General features: G+C 55.1%; 13 protein-coding genes. 11 read left to right on the top strand and 2 right to left on the bottom strand.

What is annotated here, in order from left to right:
- Positions 1-35 precede the first annotated feature (35 nt).
- Both AUMI_RS05090 and mfd read left to right on the top strand, forming a co-directional pair.
- Entirely contained in the window at positions 36-1,166 is a 1,131-nt protein-coding gene (locus AUMI_RS05090) for a hypothetical protein (RefSeq protein WP_096382046.1), read from the top strand.
- Positions 1,167-1,185: 19 nt separating this feature from the next.
- On the top strand, positions 1,186-4,782 hold the full coding sequence (gene mfd, locus AUMI_RS05085; RefSeq protein WP_096382045.1) for a transcription-repair coupling factor: 3,597 nt from the start codon (positions 1,186-1,188) through the stop codon (positions 4,780-4,782).
- Here the strand turns inward: mfd and AUMI_RS05080 are convergent.
- Both AUMI_RS05080 and AUMI_RS05075 read right to left on the bottom strand, forming a co-directional pair.
- Entirely contained in the window at positions 4,745-5,905 is a 1,161-nt protein-coding gene (locus tag AUMI_RS05080; RefSeq protein WP_231951709.1) for a Na+/H+ antiporter NhaA, read from the bottom strand. The two genes, mfd and AUMI_RS05080, sit on opposite strands and share 38 nt — an antisense overlap.
- A 31-nt stretch (positions 5,906-5,936) precedes the next feature.
- The gene (locus AUMI_RS05075) at positions 5,937-7,376 is read right to left on the bottom strand and encodes a helix-turn-helix domain-containing protein (protein ID WP_096382040.1); all 1,440 of its coding nucleotides are present in this window, start codon (positions 7,374-7,376) and stop codon (positions 5,937-5,939) included.
- 134 nt (positions 7,377-7,510) lie between these two features.
- Between AUMI_RS05075 and AUMI_RS05070 the strand changes: the two genes are divergently transcribed.
- From AUMI_RS05070 to AUMI_RS05030, 9 genes are all read left to right on the top strand, one after another.
- Positions 7,511-9,385: a phosphoenolpyruvate carboxykinase (GTP) gene (locus AUMI_RS05070; RefSeq protein WP_096382038.1), complete on the top strand. Its 1,875-nt coding sequence runs from the start codon at positions 7,511-7,513 to the stop codon at positions 9,383-9,385.
- A gap of 102 nt (positions 9,386-9,487) precedes the next feature.
- The gene (locus AUMI_RS05065; RefSeq protein WP_096382036.1) at positions 9,488-9,916 is read left to right on the top strand and encodes a DUF7670 domain-containing protein; all 429 of its coding nucleotides are present in this window, start codon (positions 9,488-9,490) and stop codon (positions 9,914-9,916) included.
- Entirely contained in the window at positions 9,913-10,566 is a 654-nt protein-coding gene (locus AUMI_RS05060) for a nucleoside triphosphate pyrophosphohydrolase (protein ID WP_096382034.1), read from the top strand. Before AUMI_RS05065 ends, AUMI_RS05060 begins: the two co-directional genes overlap by 4 nt.
- Positions 10,567-10,570: 4 nt before the next feature.
- Positions 10,571-11,878 carry a histidine--tRNA ligase gene (gene hisS, locus AUMI_RS05055; protein WP_096382032.1) on the top strand — a complete coding sequence of 436 codons (1,308 nt, stop codon included), beginning with the start codon at positions 10,571-10,573 and terminating at the stop codon, positions 11,876-11,878.
- A gap of 57 nt (positions 11,879-11,935) precedes the next feature.
- Positions 11,936-13,216 (top strand): phosphopyruvate hydratase, encoded by a 1,281-nt coding sequence (eno, locus tag AUMI_RS05050; protein WP_096382029.1) that lies wholly within the window; start codon positions 11,936-11,938, stop codon positions 13,214-13,216.
- 15 nt (positions 13,217-13,231) lie between these two features.
- Positions 13,232-13,723: an FtsB family cell division protein gene (locus tag AUMI_RS05045; protein WP_096382026.1), complete on the top strand. Its 492-nt coding sequence runs from the start codon at positions 13,232-13,234 to the stop codon at positions 13,721-13,723.
- Between the two features lie 12 nt (positions 13,724-13,735).
- The gene (locus AUMI_RS05040) at positions 13,736-14,248 is read left to right on the top strand and encodes a DUF501 domain-containing protein (RefSeq protein ID WP_096382024.1); all 513 of its coding nucleotides are present in this window, start codon (positions 13,736-13,738) and stop codon (positions 14,246-14,248) included.
- Positions 14,224-15,504, top strand: a complete 1,281-nt coding sequence (locus AUMI_RS05035) for a S8 family serine peptidase (RefSeq protein ID WP_342411382.1) — start codon at positions 14,224-14,226, stop codon at positions 15,502-15,504. The genes AUMI_RS05040 and AUMI_RS05035 overlap by 25 nt, the downstream gene beginning before the upstream one ends.
- A 16-nt stretch (positions 15,505-15,520) precedes the next feature.
- A complete protein-coding gene (locus AUMI_RS05030) occupies positions 15,521-16,933 on the top strand; it encodes an NAD(P)/FAD-dependent oxidoreductase (RefSeq protein ID WP_096382018.1) in 1,413 nt (470 codons plus the stop codon).
- The last annotated feature ends 13 nt before the right edge of the window (positions 16,934-16,946 follow it).

Here is a 16,946-nt window from a genome sequence, read left to right as displayed (position 1 = left end):
GCGGATACAAAGCTTAAGCTTTTATCCTGATGAATATGTCCTTTTCTGCCCGCACTCGAATGATTGCCGCGTTGGCAGTAAGTGCCGTGCTGATTGGATCCACTGCCAGTTGGGGTTCACAGGTTTATGTTGAAACCCGTGCTTCTGCGCAGCAACAAACCCAGCAGGTTATCTCTGCCGGCAAAGAGCAGATCACCGCTCTCACTGAACGCTCTGCCGATTTGGAACTTGCCATCTCCAATGCAACAACCATCCTCAATGACTCCAGTGGGAAAGTTCTTGATGAGAATGCACGGCAGGTCCTAGAAAAGAGCATCTCAACTGCCCAAGCGACACTTGTGGCAAATAAAAAGACTGTGGCCAAGCTGAAGACGCAACTGAAATCGCTTTCCACAAGGGATGTCTGGGAAGAATTACTTCCAACGCTCAAGCGTGACCGTGCAGAAAACTCGATCACGATAAATAAAAAAGATGTTGAAGCCCTCGCCAATAACGTCATTGCCCTGGGCCAAGGTATTCAAGCCGTTCAGGCAACACAGGCCGCGTGGCAAGCAGAGCAAGAGCGCGTAGCGGCAGAGCAGGCCGCTGCAGCTGCGGCTCAGGCAGCAGCAGCCCGAGCCGCGGCTCGTAATGCTGCGGCGAAAAGCACTCTGAGTGAATCCGGTGGAGGAACTGCACCAAGTGCACCGGCGCCCCCATCAACGCCACCACCAGTGGTTTCCGCTGCGTTTAGTGTTGAGGCATATGTAGCGGCATTGGCCCCAAATTCATATATTTCCTGGGTCCCAGACTTATGCATTCAGTATTACGCCTGCGGTGAAGCCTGGGTCGGTGGTACCAATTCAACCCCGGTTGAAATTCGACTTGATCCAGCAAAACGCGAAATTTATGCCAACACAATCGGGATTTCTGTGTTGGTTCATGAAGCAGCACACGCGCGTCAGTGGTGGACCTACGGCTCAAGAATTCTTGATGAAAGCTTGGCTCAAGCCCCACAATTCACTGCCCCCGCAGGTTCGACACCTCAGCAACAAGTAGACGCTGCAAAGCGTGCCGTGGAATACATGGCGGATTGCGCAACGATCGGAAAACTTGGCTATTCAACCGGGGCATACACGACTTCATGCACTGCGGACCAACTCGCACGAATCTCAGCTATCTGGTGACCTGCGTAAACTAGCTTGCATGGTATTTCACGGGCTTTCGCGCGCCCTTTCGCGTACCCGAAATATCTCTGAGGCTCTGGAATACGCCAACAAAGATGCGGATTTTTCTCTCGTAGAAGGTCTCAATGCTCCTCTGCTGACCTCTTTGATTGAGACCCGCATTGAGCAAGGTGAGCCGCCTGTGGTCTTGGCTGTCACCGCAACTCAACGTGAATCTGAACGGCTTTCTGCCGCTTTAGGAAGTTTGCTTCCTCACGCGACGGTGGCTGAATTCCCTGCCTGGGAAACCCTGCCTCATGAGCGCTTGAGTCCCAGCCCAGAAATTGTGGGGCGACGTTTTGATGCCATTCGCCAATTGCGGGATTGGGATGGCAAGACACCGTTGGTCATGATTACCTCCGTGAGAGGTGTGCTGCAACCGATTGCCGACAATCTTGCCGAGGTGGACCCCATCATCGTCAAGGTGGGCTCTCGCGGAAATGATCTGCTCGAGATTGCCTCACGCTTAGTGGACTTGGCTTATGTCCGTGTCGATATGGTCACCCGGCGAGGTGAGTTTGCTGTGCGCGGCGGCATCTTGGATGTTTTTCCGCCGGTGGCCGACCACCCCATTCGTGTGGACTTCTTCGGTGATGAGATTGACAGCATTCGGGCCTTCTCGGTCGCTGACCAAAGATCCCTCGACGGTGATCTGGATACCGTCGCGCTTCCGCCTAGCCGTGAACTTCTCCTGACAGAACCCGTGCGTCAACGTGCCCGGGAGATGGAACACGAGTTCCCCGGTATTTCCCACATGCTCTCCAAGATTGCCGAGGGTATCGCGGTGGAGGGAATGGAGTCTCTCACTCCAGCACTGGTGGACAACCTTGTTCCAATGACCAACTATCTGCCCAAGGGTTCCGCTATCGCGTTGCTCTCACCAGAACGCATCGCGACTCGTGCCATCAACCTCACCGAGACAAACCGTGAATTCCTCGATGCGGCATGGAATGCAGCAAGTGCTGGCGCACAAGCTCCTATTGATCTTTCGGCCGGCGATTTCCTCACCATCACGCAACTGCGTGAACACTACACGGGTGGTCCATGGTGGACATTTAGTGCCTTCCAACACGGTCCTGATGCGTCAGAACCGCTGCCTGAAGAGCTCGACCTTGATGAGATTCTGACCGTACGAATTAACGCTAAAGCTGTCCCCAGCTTTGCTGGGAACATTGATGGTGCTGCTGAGCACGTGGAGTCATTACTCAAGAACAACTGGACCGTCATTGTGGCGGCCGAAGGTCACGGCCTAGTTGAGCGTGCTGGGCAAGTTCTGGCTGAACGGAATCTTGCTGCCCGCATGGTTGAGCAGCTTCCTGGCGAGCTCGAACCTGCGGTGGCATACCTGGTTCAAGCATCTGTGGAGGCAGGGTTTGAGCTCGAGGAAGCCAAGCTTGCCGTTATTTCGGAATCTGAGTTTTATGGCCGCGCTGCCAGCTATGACGCCCGAGCACCACGCAAACTCGCCAGCAGACGCAAGAACGTGGTTGACCCGCTCAAACTCGAAGCTGGCGACATTGTCGTTCACGAAACTCACGGTATTGGTAAGTTCCTTGAGCTTGTTCAGCGTGAAGTTTCCTCCGGTGGACGCAACGCCGTGAAGACCATGCGTGAGTACTTAGTTATTGAGTACGCACCCAGCAAACGTGGCTATCCCGGCGACAAACTGTATGTCCCTACTGATCAGCTTGATCAACTCACTCGCTATGTTGGCGGAGAGTCTCCCGCGCTATCCAAGATGGGTGGCAGCGACTGGGGTCAAGCCAAGAACAAAGCACGCAAAGCTGTCCGCGACATCGCGGTCGAACTCGTCAAGCTCTACAGCGCTCGCATGGCCAGCAAAGGTTTTGCCTTCAGCCCCGATACGCCTTGGCAGCGCGAACTCGAAGAAGCCTTTCCCTATGTCGAGACCGTTGATCAGCTCACGACCATCGACGAAGTCAAAGCAGATATGGAGCGGCCCATCCCCATGGACCGTCTTATCTCAGGTGATGTGGGATTCGGAAAAACAGAAATCGCGGTTCGCGCAGCGTTCAAGGCTGTCCAAGATGGCAAGCAAGTTGCCATCTTGGTGCCCACCACGCTGCTGGTGAAGCAACACTTCGAGACCTTCCAAGAACGCTTTGCCGGATTCCCGGTTCACTTACGTGCACTCAGTCGTTTCCAAACAGATAAAGAAGCCAAGGAAACCTTGGCTGGCATGGCCGATGGCACCGTGGACGTGGTCATCGGAACCCACCGCCTCTTAGCGCAGGGCGTCACCTTCAAAGACCTTGGCCTCGTCATCATTGACGAAGAGCAACGCTTTGGTGTGGAGCACAAGGATGCACTGAAGAAACTCAAGACCAACGTTGACATTCTTGCCATGAGTGCGACCCCCATCCCACGCACACTAGAAATGGCTGTGACCGGTATTCGTGAAATGTCGACGTTAGCCACGCCACCTGAGGATCGTCACCCTATTCTCACCTTCGTGGGCCCTTACTCCGAGAAGCAAGCAGCGGCTGCAATCCGCCGAGAAATCTTGCGCGAAGGCCAAGTCTTCTTTGTGCACAACCGTGTCTCGAGCATCAACCGGGTTGCCGCGCAGATCGCAGAACTTGTTCCTGAAGCGCGCGTGGGTGTTGCACACGGTCAACTCTCCGAACACCAACTCGAACAAGTCATTATCGACTTCTGGGAACGCAAATTCGATGTCTTGGTCTCCACCACCATCATTGAGACCGGTCTAGATATCGCCAATGCCAACACGCTCATTGTTGATCGAGCAGATAAATATGGCCTGAGCCAATTGCATCAGTTGCGTGGTCGTGTTGGCCGTGGCCGAGAACGTGCCTATGCCTATCTGTTCTATGACGAAACAACGCCCCTGAGTGAAACAGCCCACGACCGGTTAAACGCGCTCGCAGCCAATAACGAACTGGGCTCTGGTATTCAGATTGCGCTCAAAGACCTCGAAATTCGCGGTGCCGGTAACCTTCTCGGCGGAGAACAGTCAGGTCATATTGCCGGGGTGGGCTTTGACCTCTACCTGCGCATGATTGGCGAAGCGGTCTCTGCCTTCCGCGGCGACGTCGCAGAAGGCCAGACTGAGCTTCGCCTGGAACTGCCGGTTGATGCCCGCATTCCTGATGATTATGTCAATTCAGAGCGTTTGCGTCTTGAGGCGTATCAAAAGCTGTCGGTTGCCAGTGGTCCCCTCTCACGTGAAGAACAGATTGATCAGGTCTTCGAAGAACTCTCCGATCGCTACGGTGAACCACCAGCTCAAGTTCACAACCTGATAGCTATTTCCAGGCTTCGTCGCCGAGCTCACCAGTCCAGCTTGAGTGAGGTTGTCGTGATGGGTTCCAACCTGCGCATTACCCCGGTTGATCTTCCGGACTCGCTGCAGGTGAGATTGGCGAGGATGTATCCAGGAGCAAAATATGTTCCCGCTGCTCGGGTGATGACTGTTCCTCTACCTGAGGATGTTGATTTGATTGCCTGGACAGGGAATCTGCTCGAAGCTATCTTCCCCGTTCCAGCGAAGTCAGATGCTAGTTCTTCTTCCGGTAGTGACGAGAGCGCCAGATAACCAAGCTTCCACCGATCACGATGGCGATGGCTGAGCCGATGAGCACACCCAGCACACCCTCGTCTCGAATAAGCGAGTTTCCTTCAAAAGCCAACTCATTCATCAGCAGCGAGACGGTGAAACCAATACCGGCCACGGCAGAGATCGTGAATAAGTCCCACCCTTTGACGATGGTTTCGGTTGCTTCACCGCGGTGAATGATTGCGGCCACGATGCTGCCGGCGAGAGTAATTCCAATAATCTTCCCCAATGGCAAACCAACAGCGATGCCCCAAAAGGCAGGACTGAGCTCACTGGGTGCAAGATCAGGAATAACAACCAACGCGGAGACGAAGGCGAAGAGGGGCAGGATCACTGCGTTTGTTGTTGGCTGCAAGGCGTGAGCAGCTTGACCAGCCAAGCGAGGTTGAAGAACCAGACCTAGGGCAACTCCAGCGATGGTGGCATGCACGCCGGAAAGGTAGGTGAAATACCACGCAAACAACGCAACAACGACCAACAAAGTTGCTTGAAGCTGTGAATTCATTCGCCCTTGGCAACTAATGAACCGGAACAAGTACACGGCAATGACAGCCATGCCTAACGCAATGAAGTCAATGCTGGCCGTAAAGAACACGGCAATGATCAAGATCGCGATGAGATCATCGATGACGGCTAAGGCAAGTAGAAAGACTCGCAATCGACCGGGGAGACCTCGACCCACAAGTGCAATGAGCCCTAGGGCAAAAGCAATATCTGTCGCGGTGGGGATAGGCCAGCCTCGGGCATAATCTGCTCCAGCGATGGATAAATAAACGAGCGCTGGAACAATCACACCGCCGAGAGCCGCAATTCCTGGAGCGAGAGCTTTTTTGAATGAGCTCAGTTCGCCCACGGTCAATTCATGACGAAGTTCAACAGCAATGATGAAAAAGAACACTGCCAACAAAGCATCAGTAATCCAGTGAGCGATACTCAGCTCAAGCCCAATGGCAGGGAAGCCAACGTAAGAGTGACTGAGTTCAATGAGCCCGGGGCCTGCCACAGAATTGGCTAGAAATAAGCCCAGTGCAGCAGCGCCAGCGAGAGAGATGGCGGCATAGCGTTCTGATCTGAAGATTGTCTTCATACTTACCCGGGCCATGATTTCAGACTATCGGGCTGTGAATGAGGCGTTAGCCTCCTGCGTTGGCGTGCTTTTCCAAGAACGCAAACAGTTCTGTCTCCTCCACACCGGGGAAGGTTCCCGAAGGTAGGGGAGAGAGCACATGAGCATGCATGCGCGCACTGGGCCATGCTTTCCCGGACCAGCGCTGGGCGAGTTCGTCACTAGGAACACGGCAGCAGTTCTCATTGGGGCAGGTCGATACTTCACGGCGTTCGGTGTCGCGACCTCGGAACCACTTTGCGTCGTCGAATGGAACGCCGACGCTGATGGAGAATTCTTCCTTTTCTCCAGTACCTGTTTGGGTGGAGTCCCAGAAAGTTCCGCCAGGAGTATCGGTGTATTGATAAAACTCGTTCGTGCGGTTGGTGCGCTGGAATGCCATCCGTGCCGGCCACTTCCTGCACACAACCTGGCCCTCGATGGATCCGTTCACGTCGGCGGGAATCCGCAGGCCGTCGTTTTCGTAACCACGGAAAATACCTTCACCCTGGTTGACTCTGAGGAAGTGTGTGCGTAAACCAAGATGTTCTGTCGCCAGGTTGGTAAAGCGCAACGCGGCTGCCTCGTGGGTAACACCAAAGGCATCGCGGAAGTCTTCGATGGCAATGTTGCGGTCCTTTTTGGCGTTTTGTAAAAACGCCACAGAGCGTGAGCGAGGCATTAAGGCCGCGGCTGCAAAGTAGTTGATTTCTAGGCGCTGCTGCAAGAATTCGGCGTAGTTTGAGGGCTTCTGGTGGTTGAGCAATCTGTGTGCGATGGCCTGCAGCGCCATGGCCCGCAATCCGTGACCGCCAGGAATAGAGGCAGGCGGCAAATAAATACGACCATTGGCGAGGTCAGTGATGGAACGAGCTGAACTGGGCAGGTCATCGACGAAGATGAGTTCAAACCCGACAAGGTTGGCCATCTCTGCCACCGTGCGGTGCATGAGAGCACCGCTTTCGTGGCCAGCACGCTTGACGAGATCTTCTGCCAGCTCATCGAGCTCAGGCAGGTAGTTGTTCTTCTCGCGCATCACCGCTTGCAGTTCGGTGTTAGCACGACGTGCTTCCTCAGGCGTGGCAATAGAGAGGCGTTCGCGCCGCTCCATTTCTTTGTGCAGGCCAACAATAGCCTCGAGCGCTTCATCGCTGAGGCCCTTGGTGCTGCGCACGGCAGGCAGTTGCAAGGAGGTGTACAGCTCAGATTGCTGCAATCGTTCGAGTTCAATCTCGAGTTCTGAGCGGCGATCTGGAGCCTCGGTGCTCAGCAGTTCTTGCACGCTCACACCCAAGGTTGTGGCAATGGCATTGAGGAGCGAGAGCTTGGGCTCTCGCTTACCGTTCTCAATCAGGGAGAGTTGGCTGGGCACAACCCCCACACTGTCTCCCAGTTGTTCGAGGGTCATTCCCGAGCTGATGCGGAAATGTTTGATGCGTTTGCCTAAAATCATCATGTCTGCGGCCATTTCTTTACAATACGAGAAAAAGCCCACTTTTTTCTAGTGAAATTTGTGAATCTTTCTCATATCTCTCCTCAATACTTGAAATATCACCAAGTTTTTTCTTCCCTCGAGACTTGGATGAGACAAAGGAGACTCAGATGTCGATTGCAGACCTCACTCGAACCGAGCCCATCGCACAGCCTGAGGTGCCCATCGCTACTGAACTCAACGCACCTCCCTTTGTCACTCAGCGTGCCCTGCTGCACTGGGTTGCAGACATTGCCAAGCTGACCAAGCCTGAACGTATTGAATGGTGCGACGGCTCGGATGCCGAATGGCACCGCCTGACCAAGCTCCTCGTTGAAGCGGGATCCATGATTCCCCTCAATGCAGAAAAGCGCCCCAACTCGTTCCTGGTTCGCTCTGACCCCGATGATGTCGCACGCGTTGAAGACCGCACCTTCATTTGTTCCGTCAAGAAAGAAGATGCAGGTCCCACCAATAACTGGCGTGACCCAGATCTCATGAATGAAGAACTGCGTGGACTCTTCGATGGGTCTATGCGCGGACGCACCATGTACGTCGTTCCCTTCTCCATGGGCCCCTACGGTGGACCGATCTCGCAGGTCGGCATCCAACTTACGGACTCTCCCTACGCTGTGCTCAACCTGCGCATCATGACTCGCATGGGCTTTGATGCTTTGGCGCAAATCGACGAGAAGACCCCCTGGGTTCCTGCTGTCCACTCGGTTGGTATGCCACTGGTTGATGCCACCGGTCGTCGCATCGAGGACATTGCCTGGCCTTCAAACCCCATCAAGTACATCTGCCACTTCCCAGAAACTCGCGAGATCTGGTCCTTCGGCTCTGGTTACGGTGGAAACGCTCTTCTCTCTAAGAAGTGCTTCTCGCTGCGCATTGGTTCATACATGGGTTTGCAAGAGGGCTGGCTCGCCGAGCACATGCTCATTCTCAAGCTCACCTCGCCTGAGGGTAAGGCCTACCACATGGCTGCTGCGTTCCCTTCGGCGTGTGGCAAGACCAACCTGGCCATGCTGCGCCCCACCATCCCCGGATGGAAAGCAGAAACCATCGGTGATGACATTGCGTGGTTGCGCCAAGGCTCAGACGGTCGTCTCTACGCCATCAACCCTGAAGCAGGTTTCTTCGGTGTCGCACCAGGAACTGGTGAAAAGACCAACCCTGTGGCGATGGATACCGTCAGCGGCAACACCATCTTCACCAACGTGGCACTCACCGATGACGGCGACGTCTGGTGGGAGGGTATGACGGAGTCCGTTCCTGAGCACCTCATTGATTGGCGTGGCAACGACTGGACTCCTGATGCAGGACGTCCCGCCGCACACCCCAACTCACGTTTTACTGTTCCCATTCAGCAGTGCCCCACCCTCTCGGACGAGTGGTACGAAACTGCTGGTGTACCCCTGGACGCCATTATCTTTGGTGGCCGCCGTGCAACAAACATCCCACTGGTCGCTGAAGCCTTCGACTGGCAGCACGGTGTGTTCATCGGGGCAACGATGTCGAGTGAGCAGACCGCGGCAGCAGAAGGTGTTGTCGGTGATCTTCGCCGCGATCCTTTCGCCATGCTTCCCTTCTGTGGCTACAACATGGCTGACTACTGGGGTCACTGGCTCGAGATTGGCAAGCAGCTCGGCGACAAGGCTCCCGCAATCTTCCAGGTCAACTGGTTCCGTAAAGACGCTGACGGCTCATTCCTCTGGCCAGGGTTCGGCGAGAACTCTCGTGTCCTGGAGTGGATTGCACGCCGCGTAGACGGCGACGTGGCAACCGAAGACGCCCCCATGGGTCGTGTTCCCGCAGCAGGAACACTCAACCTCGATGGCGTGGATGTCTCAGAGGACGCCCTGGAAAAGTTGTTCCATGTTGATCGCAATATGTGGACTGCGGAGTGTGACCTCACCGAGGAATACTTCGAACAATTTGGTAACCGTGTTCCTGAAGCACTAACCGAAGAATTGGCTCAGCTACGAGGACGTCTCACCACGTAGAGTCCTGAGCCAAAACCGACAATTTATTGTCGGACGAGTGAACCGGGTCTGTGTCTCTCAGTCTCGGTGAGAAGATGGGGTTGTACATCTGGAGGGAAACTGATGACCAACCCCATCTTCTCCTCACTTCGTGAAGTGAGAAGCCCGCGCTATCTCGCAGCGATATGGGTTTCTCGCATCCTTGCGTTAGCCGTCGCAGCCCTCTACTTCACTGCATGGTGGGATGAGTCACAAGCACGACAAGAACCCATGCTTAGCGGAGCATCCAACCCCAGTTTGATTTACACCTGGGCAGTATTTACCCACCTGTTGCCAGCAGTTGCCCTCGTATTCTTCATCGTTGTGGGCTGGAATAAGCCTGGAATATCTGGAATTGGGTTTGCCCTCTTCGCCTTCCTACAGGCATTTACTGTGGGCGGAGAATTCGCCTACATTCCCATCGTTGTTGCCCCCGCACTCATCGTTGCCATCGCCTATGTGACCGCATATCGCTGGGGTATTCGTGAGAAATACCTCAAGAGCAACTCATGAGTGAAGAGAAGAAAGACCAATCCAAACTCGATGAACTCATCGAAGTCATGGCCGTGCTGCGAGCACCAGGAGGCTGCCCTTGGGATGCCGAGCAAACACACGAGTCACTGATCAAATACCTCATCGAGGAAACCTACGAACTCATCGATGCCATAGAGTCAGGCAATCGTGACGAGATGATCGAAGAGCTCGGGGATGTGCTCTATCAAGTCATCTTCCACGCAGATCTGGCATCCACCACCCCGGGTGAAGAATTCGATATTCAAGACGTTGCCGCCCACATGACCGCCAAGATGGTTGGGCGGCATCCACACGTGTTCGGCGACAACAAACTCGAAACTGCTGACGAAGTCATTCAAGTGTGGGATGAACTCAAGAAGGCAGAAAAGCCCGGAAGAACCTCCACGCTCGACGGCATCCCACAATCCATGCCTGCTCTCGCGCTCGCCGAGAAACTTCTGGGCAAAGCTGAGAAGGTCGGTTTAGAGAAGCAGCACCTGCCTGATCCGCCCATCTGGGAAAGCGAAGACGAGGTGGGCAGTATTTTGCTGAGCATTGTCTCCTCTGCCCGCGAGCAGGGCATTGACGCTGAGAAAGCACTGCGTGTGCGGCTGCGTGAACTGCAGGAAGACATTCGAGAGGCAGAATAGATACATGGCTCGTGACGTTTCTCCTCCCCGCGGCATGCGGGATTTCCTTCCCGCAGATAAGGCCAAGCGCGAACGCGCTTTGCGCATCATCCGGGATGTGTACTCCAGCCACGGTTTTGAAGAAATCGAAACTCCAGTCGTCGAAGATTTTGAACGTTTGCACTCAGGTCTGGGCGGAGATAACGAAAAGCTCGCCTTCAGCGTGCTCAAGCGCGGACTCGACCGCGGGGCGCTCGAGGCAGCAGCACAATCTGGAGATGCACACGACCTGGCCGATTTGGGTCTGCGATTTGATCTCACGGTTCCTTTGGCCAGGTTCTATGCCAGCCACCGCGCAGAGCTTCCCACCGTTTTCCGTGCGATTCAGATTGCACCCGTATGGCGTGCTGAGCGACCCCAGAAGGGTCGCTACCGCCAGTTCGTGCAGTGTGACATCGACATCATCGGTGATGGAACACAGCTTGCCGAGGTGGAACTCATTACGGCAACCTCAGCAGTGCTGTCCACCCTCGGACTCCAAGGATGCACCATTCGCATCAACGACCGTCGTATTTTGTCAGGCATTCTTGACTACTGCGGTTTTGCCCCAGAACGTTTTGGTTCCGCATTGATCTCAATCGACAAGCTCGACAAAATTGGTGCCGAGGGTGTCGTCAGCGAACTGTCAGAAACCGGCCCTGATGCCGCCGCAGTCCTGGGCGGACTGCTGGAGCGCATCGAACCGCACCTGGCTTCAGGCGGGGTTCCAATGACCACCGAAGATATCCTTTCTGTTCTTCCCGACGGCATTGATTCCGATGCAGTGGCAGATCTGGAAACCTTGGCTCAGGCACTTACACAATTGCCTTCCGGTGTTGAGGTGCGCTTTGATCCCACCCTGGTTCGCGGCATGGGTTACTACACCGGCACCATCTTTGAGATAGCTCACCCTGAATCTGGATCTTCAGTAGGTGGCGGCGGACGCTATGACGGCATGATTGGCCGATTCCTTGGTCAAGACGTTCCCGCGGCGGGTTTCTCTATTGGTTTTGAACGCATTGTTGATCTCATTGAAGTTGAAGCTTCAGGTGCACAAGACAGTGTGGTGCTGGTTCACGATGCCGTCCTGGACAGCGCTGATCTGAGTCTTTCAACATTGATGGGGATTAAGAGCGAGCTTATTGCTGCTGGCAAGCGTGTTCGCCTTGAGAAGCGTGCGAAAAATCTCACACCTGTGCTTGATCGCGCCCGCGAGGCAGGATTTGGCTCCTTTGCCTTTGTTTCTGCTGAGACTACGAGTGCCAAGGACCTGGTCTTCAAGGACCTCGCCTAGAATTAAGACTGTTTCCCTCCCTCTTTACTTATAAAACAAACATCACAAGGAGATACTGTGGCACTGATTGACGCCATTGGCGCACGCGAAATTCTTGACTCTCGCGGTAACCCCACCGTCGAAGTTGAGGTTCTGCTCGAAGATGGCGTGCTTGCCCGCGCTGCAGTTCCATCGGGTGCATCCACCGGAGCTTTCGAAGCATATGAGCTTCGTGACGAAGACAAGAACCGTTACCTCGGTAAGGGTGTTCAGAAGGCCGTCGACGCTGTCATCGACGAAATTGGTCCCGCACTCGAAGGTTTCGATGCCGCTGACCAGCGCCTCATCGACTCCGCCATGATCGAGCTCGATGGCACAGAGAACAAGAAGCGTCTGGGTGCTAACGCCATCCTCGGTGTTTCTCTGGCTGTGGCCAAGGCCGCTGCAGACTCCGCAGATCTTCCTCTCTTCCGTTATGTTGGCGGACCCAACGCACACACCCTTCCTGTTCCCCTGATGAACATCATCAACGGTGGGGCTCACGCAGACACCGGTGTTGACATTCAGGAATTCATGGCAGTTCCATACGGCGCAGAAAGCTTCTCTGAAGCACTGCGCTGGGGTGTTGAGATTTACCACTCACTCAAGTCACTGCTGAAGAAGAACGGTATGGCTACTGGCCTCGGTGACGAGGGTGGTTTCGCTCCTGACCTGCCTAACAACCGTGGTGCACTCGAATTCATTGTTGGTGCCATCGAGCAGGCTGGCTTTAAGCCTGGCAAGGACATTGCCCTTGCTCTGGACGTTGCTTCTTCAGAGTTCTTCAAGGACGGCGCGTACCACTTCGAAGGCCAGAAGCGTTCTTCTGAAGAGATGACTGCCTACTACGCCGAGCTCGTTCGTGACTTCCCACTTGTCTCCATTGAAGACCCACTGGATGAAGATGACTGGACCGGTTGGACCCACATCACTGCTGAACTCGGCGACAAGCTCCAGCTTGTTGGTGATGACCTGTACGTAACCAACCCTGTCCGTTTGCAGAAGGGTATCGACCTCAAGGCCGGTAACTCCATTCTCGTGAAGGTCAACCAGATTGGTACCCTCACCGAAACCCTCGATGCTGTATCGCTGGCACAGCGTCACGGCATGAAGGCCATCCTCTCTCACCGTTCCGGTGAGACCGAGGACACCACCATTGCTGACCTCGCGGTTGCAACCGACTGTGGTCAGATCAAGACTGGTGCACCTGCACGTAGCGACCGCGTCGCGAAGTACAACCAGCTTCTTCGCATCGAGGAAGAACTGGGAGAAGCAGCCGTCTACGCAGGACGCAGCGCTTTCCCCCGTTTCTCCGCCTAGGAGTAGCACGCCGAAATGGCCAAGAAAAACGTCCGCGTTCGTAAGGTTCCGGTGGCTCTGGTCACCGGAACCACGAAAGCGGGCGTCTGGCTTGGCAGTATTCGTGTTTCTGGTTTCACCATCTTGGTGATGTCCTTGACCTTACTGGGCGTGGGCATTTTGGCTCCGCAACTGAAAATCTTGATCGAACAACGCCAAGTTGTTGCTGATTTGCAAGCAGAAGCTGCCCAGAAACAGGCTGATCTCACTGAACTGGAAAAGCAGCGTGCTCGCTGGGATGACCCAGCCTATGTTCGTGCCCAGGCCCGTGACCGTCTCTACTACGTCATGCCCGGTGAGATTAGTTACCTCGTGATTAACGACACTCAGGTGGAAGACCTCAAGCGGGAGAAAGCAACTGCTGAACTCCAAAACACCCAAACAGACTGGGTTACTGGCCTGTTGAAGTCTTTCCTCATCGCTGGGCTGGGAACACCCACCCCTGCTCAAGTTCAGCCAGTTCAGTAAGAAAGTTTTTTCATGCGTCCCCCCTTTGATCCCGTCAGTGATGAAGACATCCGGATTGTTTCGGCACAACTGGGCCGCCCGGCACGTGATGTCGTTGGTATTCCTGCCCGTTGTGTGTGCGGTTCGCCCACCGTGGTGGCTACCTCGCCCCGACTTTCTGATGGAACACCGTTTCCTACCTTCTACTACCTCACTCATCCGGCTGCCACCGTCGCCATGAGCGATCTGGAAGCAACCCAGGTGATGGCTGAATTCACTGAGGTGTTGAACGCGGACCCTGAGATGCAAAAGCAGTATCTTGCCGCGCACGAACAGTTCATTGCGGACCGTGAAAGCTTTGGCGTTGTTCCAGAAATTGATGGGATTTCTGCTGGGGGAATGCCGGTGCGCGTGAAGTGTCTTCACGCGCTGGCCGGACATGCCCTGGCAGCAGGACCGGGAGTCAACCCCATCGGGGACCTTGCTCTAGCCCGTTCGAGTTGGTCTCCTGAGGTGTGCCAGTGCGTCGTCTACGACGAGGACTAATTCTTCTTGCTACTTTTGCCGTCACCATGATGACGGTGTTGCAGGCTGTGCCTGCCCGGGCTGACTACATCCGTGACATGGAGTATTGGCTTTCGGACTACAACTTCTATCAAGCCTGGGATATCACCCGCGGTGAGGGCGTCCTGGTGTCGGTCATTGACTCAGGTATTGGGTATGCGCCCGATATCAATGCTGCTGTGGTCGGGGGAGCAGATTTTTCCGGCGTTGGGTCCCCTGATGGTCGCACCCCGGTGGGCGCATCGCCTGATCACGGAACTTTGGTGGCTTCTGTCCTGGCAGGCCGTGGCACCGGAGGCAATAACGGAATTTTAGGAACTGCTCCGGCAGCGCAGCTTCTTTCAGCTTCAGTGGCGTTCGGTGTAGACACGGCTATCCCCTCAGATGAACAGATAGCCAATGCCATCAAATGGTCGGTGGATCAGGGCGCCAAAGTAATCAACATGTCCCTGACCAGAAACTCGCTGGAATGGCCAAAGAGCTGGGATGAGGCATTCCTCTATGCCTTCGAGCATGATGTCGTGATTGTTGCTGCTGCGGGAAACCGCGGCTCTGGAACTAACGAAGTGGGAGCACCCGCAACAATCCCTGGCGTCTTGACCGTTGCCGGTTTGGATGTCAACGGAGAAGCCAGCTACGACGCCTCCAGTCAAGGAATCACCATCGCGGTTTCTGCCCCCAGTGAGGCACTTGTTGGTGTTGCTCCTGGCGGCCAATACATGAAGTGGTCTGGCTCCAGTGGTGCAGCCCCCATCGTCTCTGGACTGGTGGCATTAGTGCGAGCATCACATCCTGAACTCGATGCCAACAACGTGATTCAGCGCGTTATCGCTACTGCTACACCTGTGGGAGAAGTTCCTAGCCCTATTTACGGCTACGGAAAGATCAACGCCTACGCTGCCGTGACAGCAGAGGTCGCACCGGTGAAAGCAAACCCACTGGGTGATCTCACCGAATGGATCAAGTTGTATCGGCGCGGAAGCTCCACCTCTACTCCCATCCCATGGGATACCTCGACAGCAACCCCAGCTCCCTTGCCCTTCGACAGTGGCAATATTGCGGGTCTTCCCACGCTCTATCAGCTGACCACCGTGGGTGTTCCGTTACTGTTTTTCGCTGGATTCGGTACGATTGTAGTTATCGGGTACATCGGAGTTACTCGAAGACTTCGTCCTGTTGTTCCCCGTGATCATTCCCGTCACGAAACAGACGAGACGCCCCAACCCCCCAATGTCTAGCTGGAGACGTATTACTGTGCCCAAGATTCTGATTGTCGGTGCTGGTTACGCTGGTTTCTATACCGCGTGGAAGCTCGAAAAACTCCTCCGTAACGGAGAAGCAGAAGTCACCATTGTTGACCCACTGCCCTACATGACTTATCAGCCCTTCCTTCCCGAAGTTGCTGCCGGATCCATCGAGCCTCGCCACGCAGTTGTTGGTCACCGCTCTCACCTACGTAAGACCCGCATCATTTCCGGCAAGGTAGCAGGCATCAACCACGCCAAGAAAACTGCCACCATCGTTCCTAACGCAGGTAAGCAGTTCGACGAGAAGTACGACCAGGTTATTTTCACCGCTGGTGCCGTCTCTCGTACCTTCCCCATCCCCGGCATCGCTGATAACGCTATTGGTCTGAAGACCATCGAAGAGGCTGTTGCTATTCGCGACCGCCTGCTCTCTAACTTCGACAAGGCAGCACAGCTTCCTGAAGGTCCTGAGCGAGACCGCCTGCTCACCGTCACCGTTGTTGGTGGTGGATTCGCAGGTATAGAGGTTTTCGCTGAGCTTCGCTCACTCGCATCCGACCTCATCAAGGACTACCCAGAGCTCACCTTCGATGACACCCACTTCCACCTCATTGAGGCTATGGGTCGCATCATGCCTGAAGTTTCGCTCGAGACCAGCAAGTGGGTTCTGAACAACCTCGCAACCCGCGGTGCTCAGGTTCACCTAGACACTCAGCTTCAGTCAGCAGAGAACGGTGTAATCCAGCTCTCCACCGGTGAAAGCTTCGAATCCGACCTCATCATCTGGACCGCAGGTGTCATGGCTAACCCCATGCTGCGTGCAACCGACTTCCCCCTCGACGAGCGTGGACGTCTGCGCGTGCGCGCCGACCTGCGCGTTGAAGGCGACAACGGAGTTATTGAAGGCGCCTGGGGTGCTGGAGACGCAACCGCATGTCCTGACCTTTCCGGTGGCGGCGTAGGTGGCTACTGTGTACCTAACGCTCAGCACGCTGTTCGCCAGGGCAAGCTCATGGCTCGCAACGTTGTTGCCGTGCTACGTGGCGAAGGACCCACTGACTACTTCCACAAGAACCTGGGTGCTGTTGCAGGCCTTGGTCTGAACATTGGTGTATTCCAGTCCGGCAAGATCGCCCTCAAGGGATACATCGCGTGGCTTGCACACCGTGGATACCACGGTCTGGCTATGCCATCCTTCGAGCGCAAGTTCCGCGTCATCTGGGGATGGTGGAACAACTTCTGGCTCGGACGTGACATCGTCTCTCTCGAAGCTCGTGAGACACCTCGTGCCGCTTTCGAAGAGTTTGCTTCACGCCCTGCAGCTCCAGCTAAGGCAGCAGCAAAGCCTGCTACTAAGAAGGTTGCCGCAAAGCCAGCTGCAAAGAAGGCTCCTGCAAAGAAGCCCGCAGTCAAGAAGTAAAACTTCTCACACA

This window comes from Aurantimicrobium minutum, assembly GCF_002355535.1.
GTDB lineage: Bacteria > Actinomycetota > Actinomycetes > Actinomycetales > Microbacteriaceae > Aurantimicrobium > Aurantimicrobium minutum.
This window is presented reverse-complemented; position numbering and strand designations above follow the sequence as displayed.

What these genes read in the sequence shown, in the direction of transcription:
- AUMI_RS05080 (WP_231951709.1), bottom strand. Translation starts at nt 5,905, where the DNA reads ATGGCCCGGGTAAGTATGAAGACAATCTTCAGATCAGAACGCTATGCC.
- AUMI_RS05045 (WP_096382026.1), top strand. Translation starts at nt 13,232, where the DNA reads ATGGCCAAGAAAAACGTCCGCGTTCGTAAGGTTCCGGTGGCTCTGGTC.
- AUMI_RS05040 (WP_096382024.1), top strand. Translation starts at nt 13,736, where the DNA reads ATGCGTCCCCCCTTTGATCCCGTCAGTGATGAAGACATCCGGATTGTT.
- AUMI_RS05075 (WP_096382040.1), bottom strand. Translation starts at nt 7,376, where the DNA reads ATGGCCGCAGACATGATGATTTTAGGCAAACGCATCAAACATTTCCGC.
- hisS (WP_096382032.1), top strand. Translation starts at nt 10,571, where the DNA reads ATGGCTCGTGACGTTTCTCCTCCCCGCGGCATGCGGGATTTCCTTCCC.
- AUMI_RS05070 (WP_096382038.1), top strand. Translation starts at nt 7,511, where the DNA reads ATGTCGATTGCAGACCTCACTCGAACCGAGCCCATCGCACAGCCTGAG.
- AUMI_RS05090 (WP_096382046.1), top strand. Translation starts at nt 36, where the DNA reads ATGTCCTTTTCTGCCCGCACTCGAATGATTGCCGCGTTGGCAGTAAGT.
- mfd (WP_096382045.1), top strand. Translation starts at nt 1,186, where the DNA reads ATGGTATTTCACGGGCTTTCGCGCGCCCTTTCGCGTACCCGAAATATC.
- AUMI_RS05060 (WP_096382034.1), top strand. Translation starts at nt 9,913, where the DNA reads ATGAGTGAAGAGAAGAAAGACCAATCCAAACTCGATGAACTCATCGAA.
- AUMI_RS05065 (WP_096382036.1), top strand. Translation starts at nt 9,488, where the DNA reads ATGACCAACCCCATCTTCTCCTCACTTCGTGAAGTGAGAAGCCCGCGC.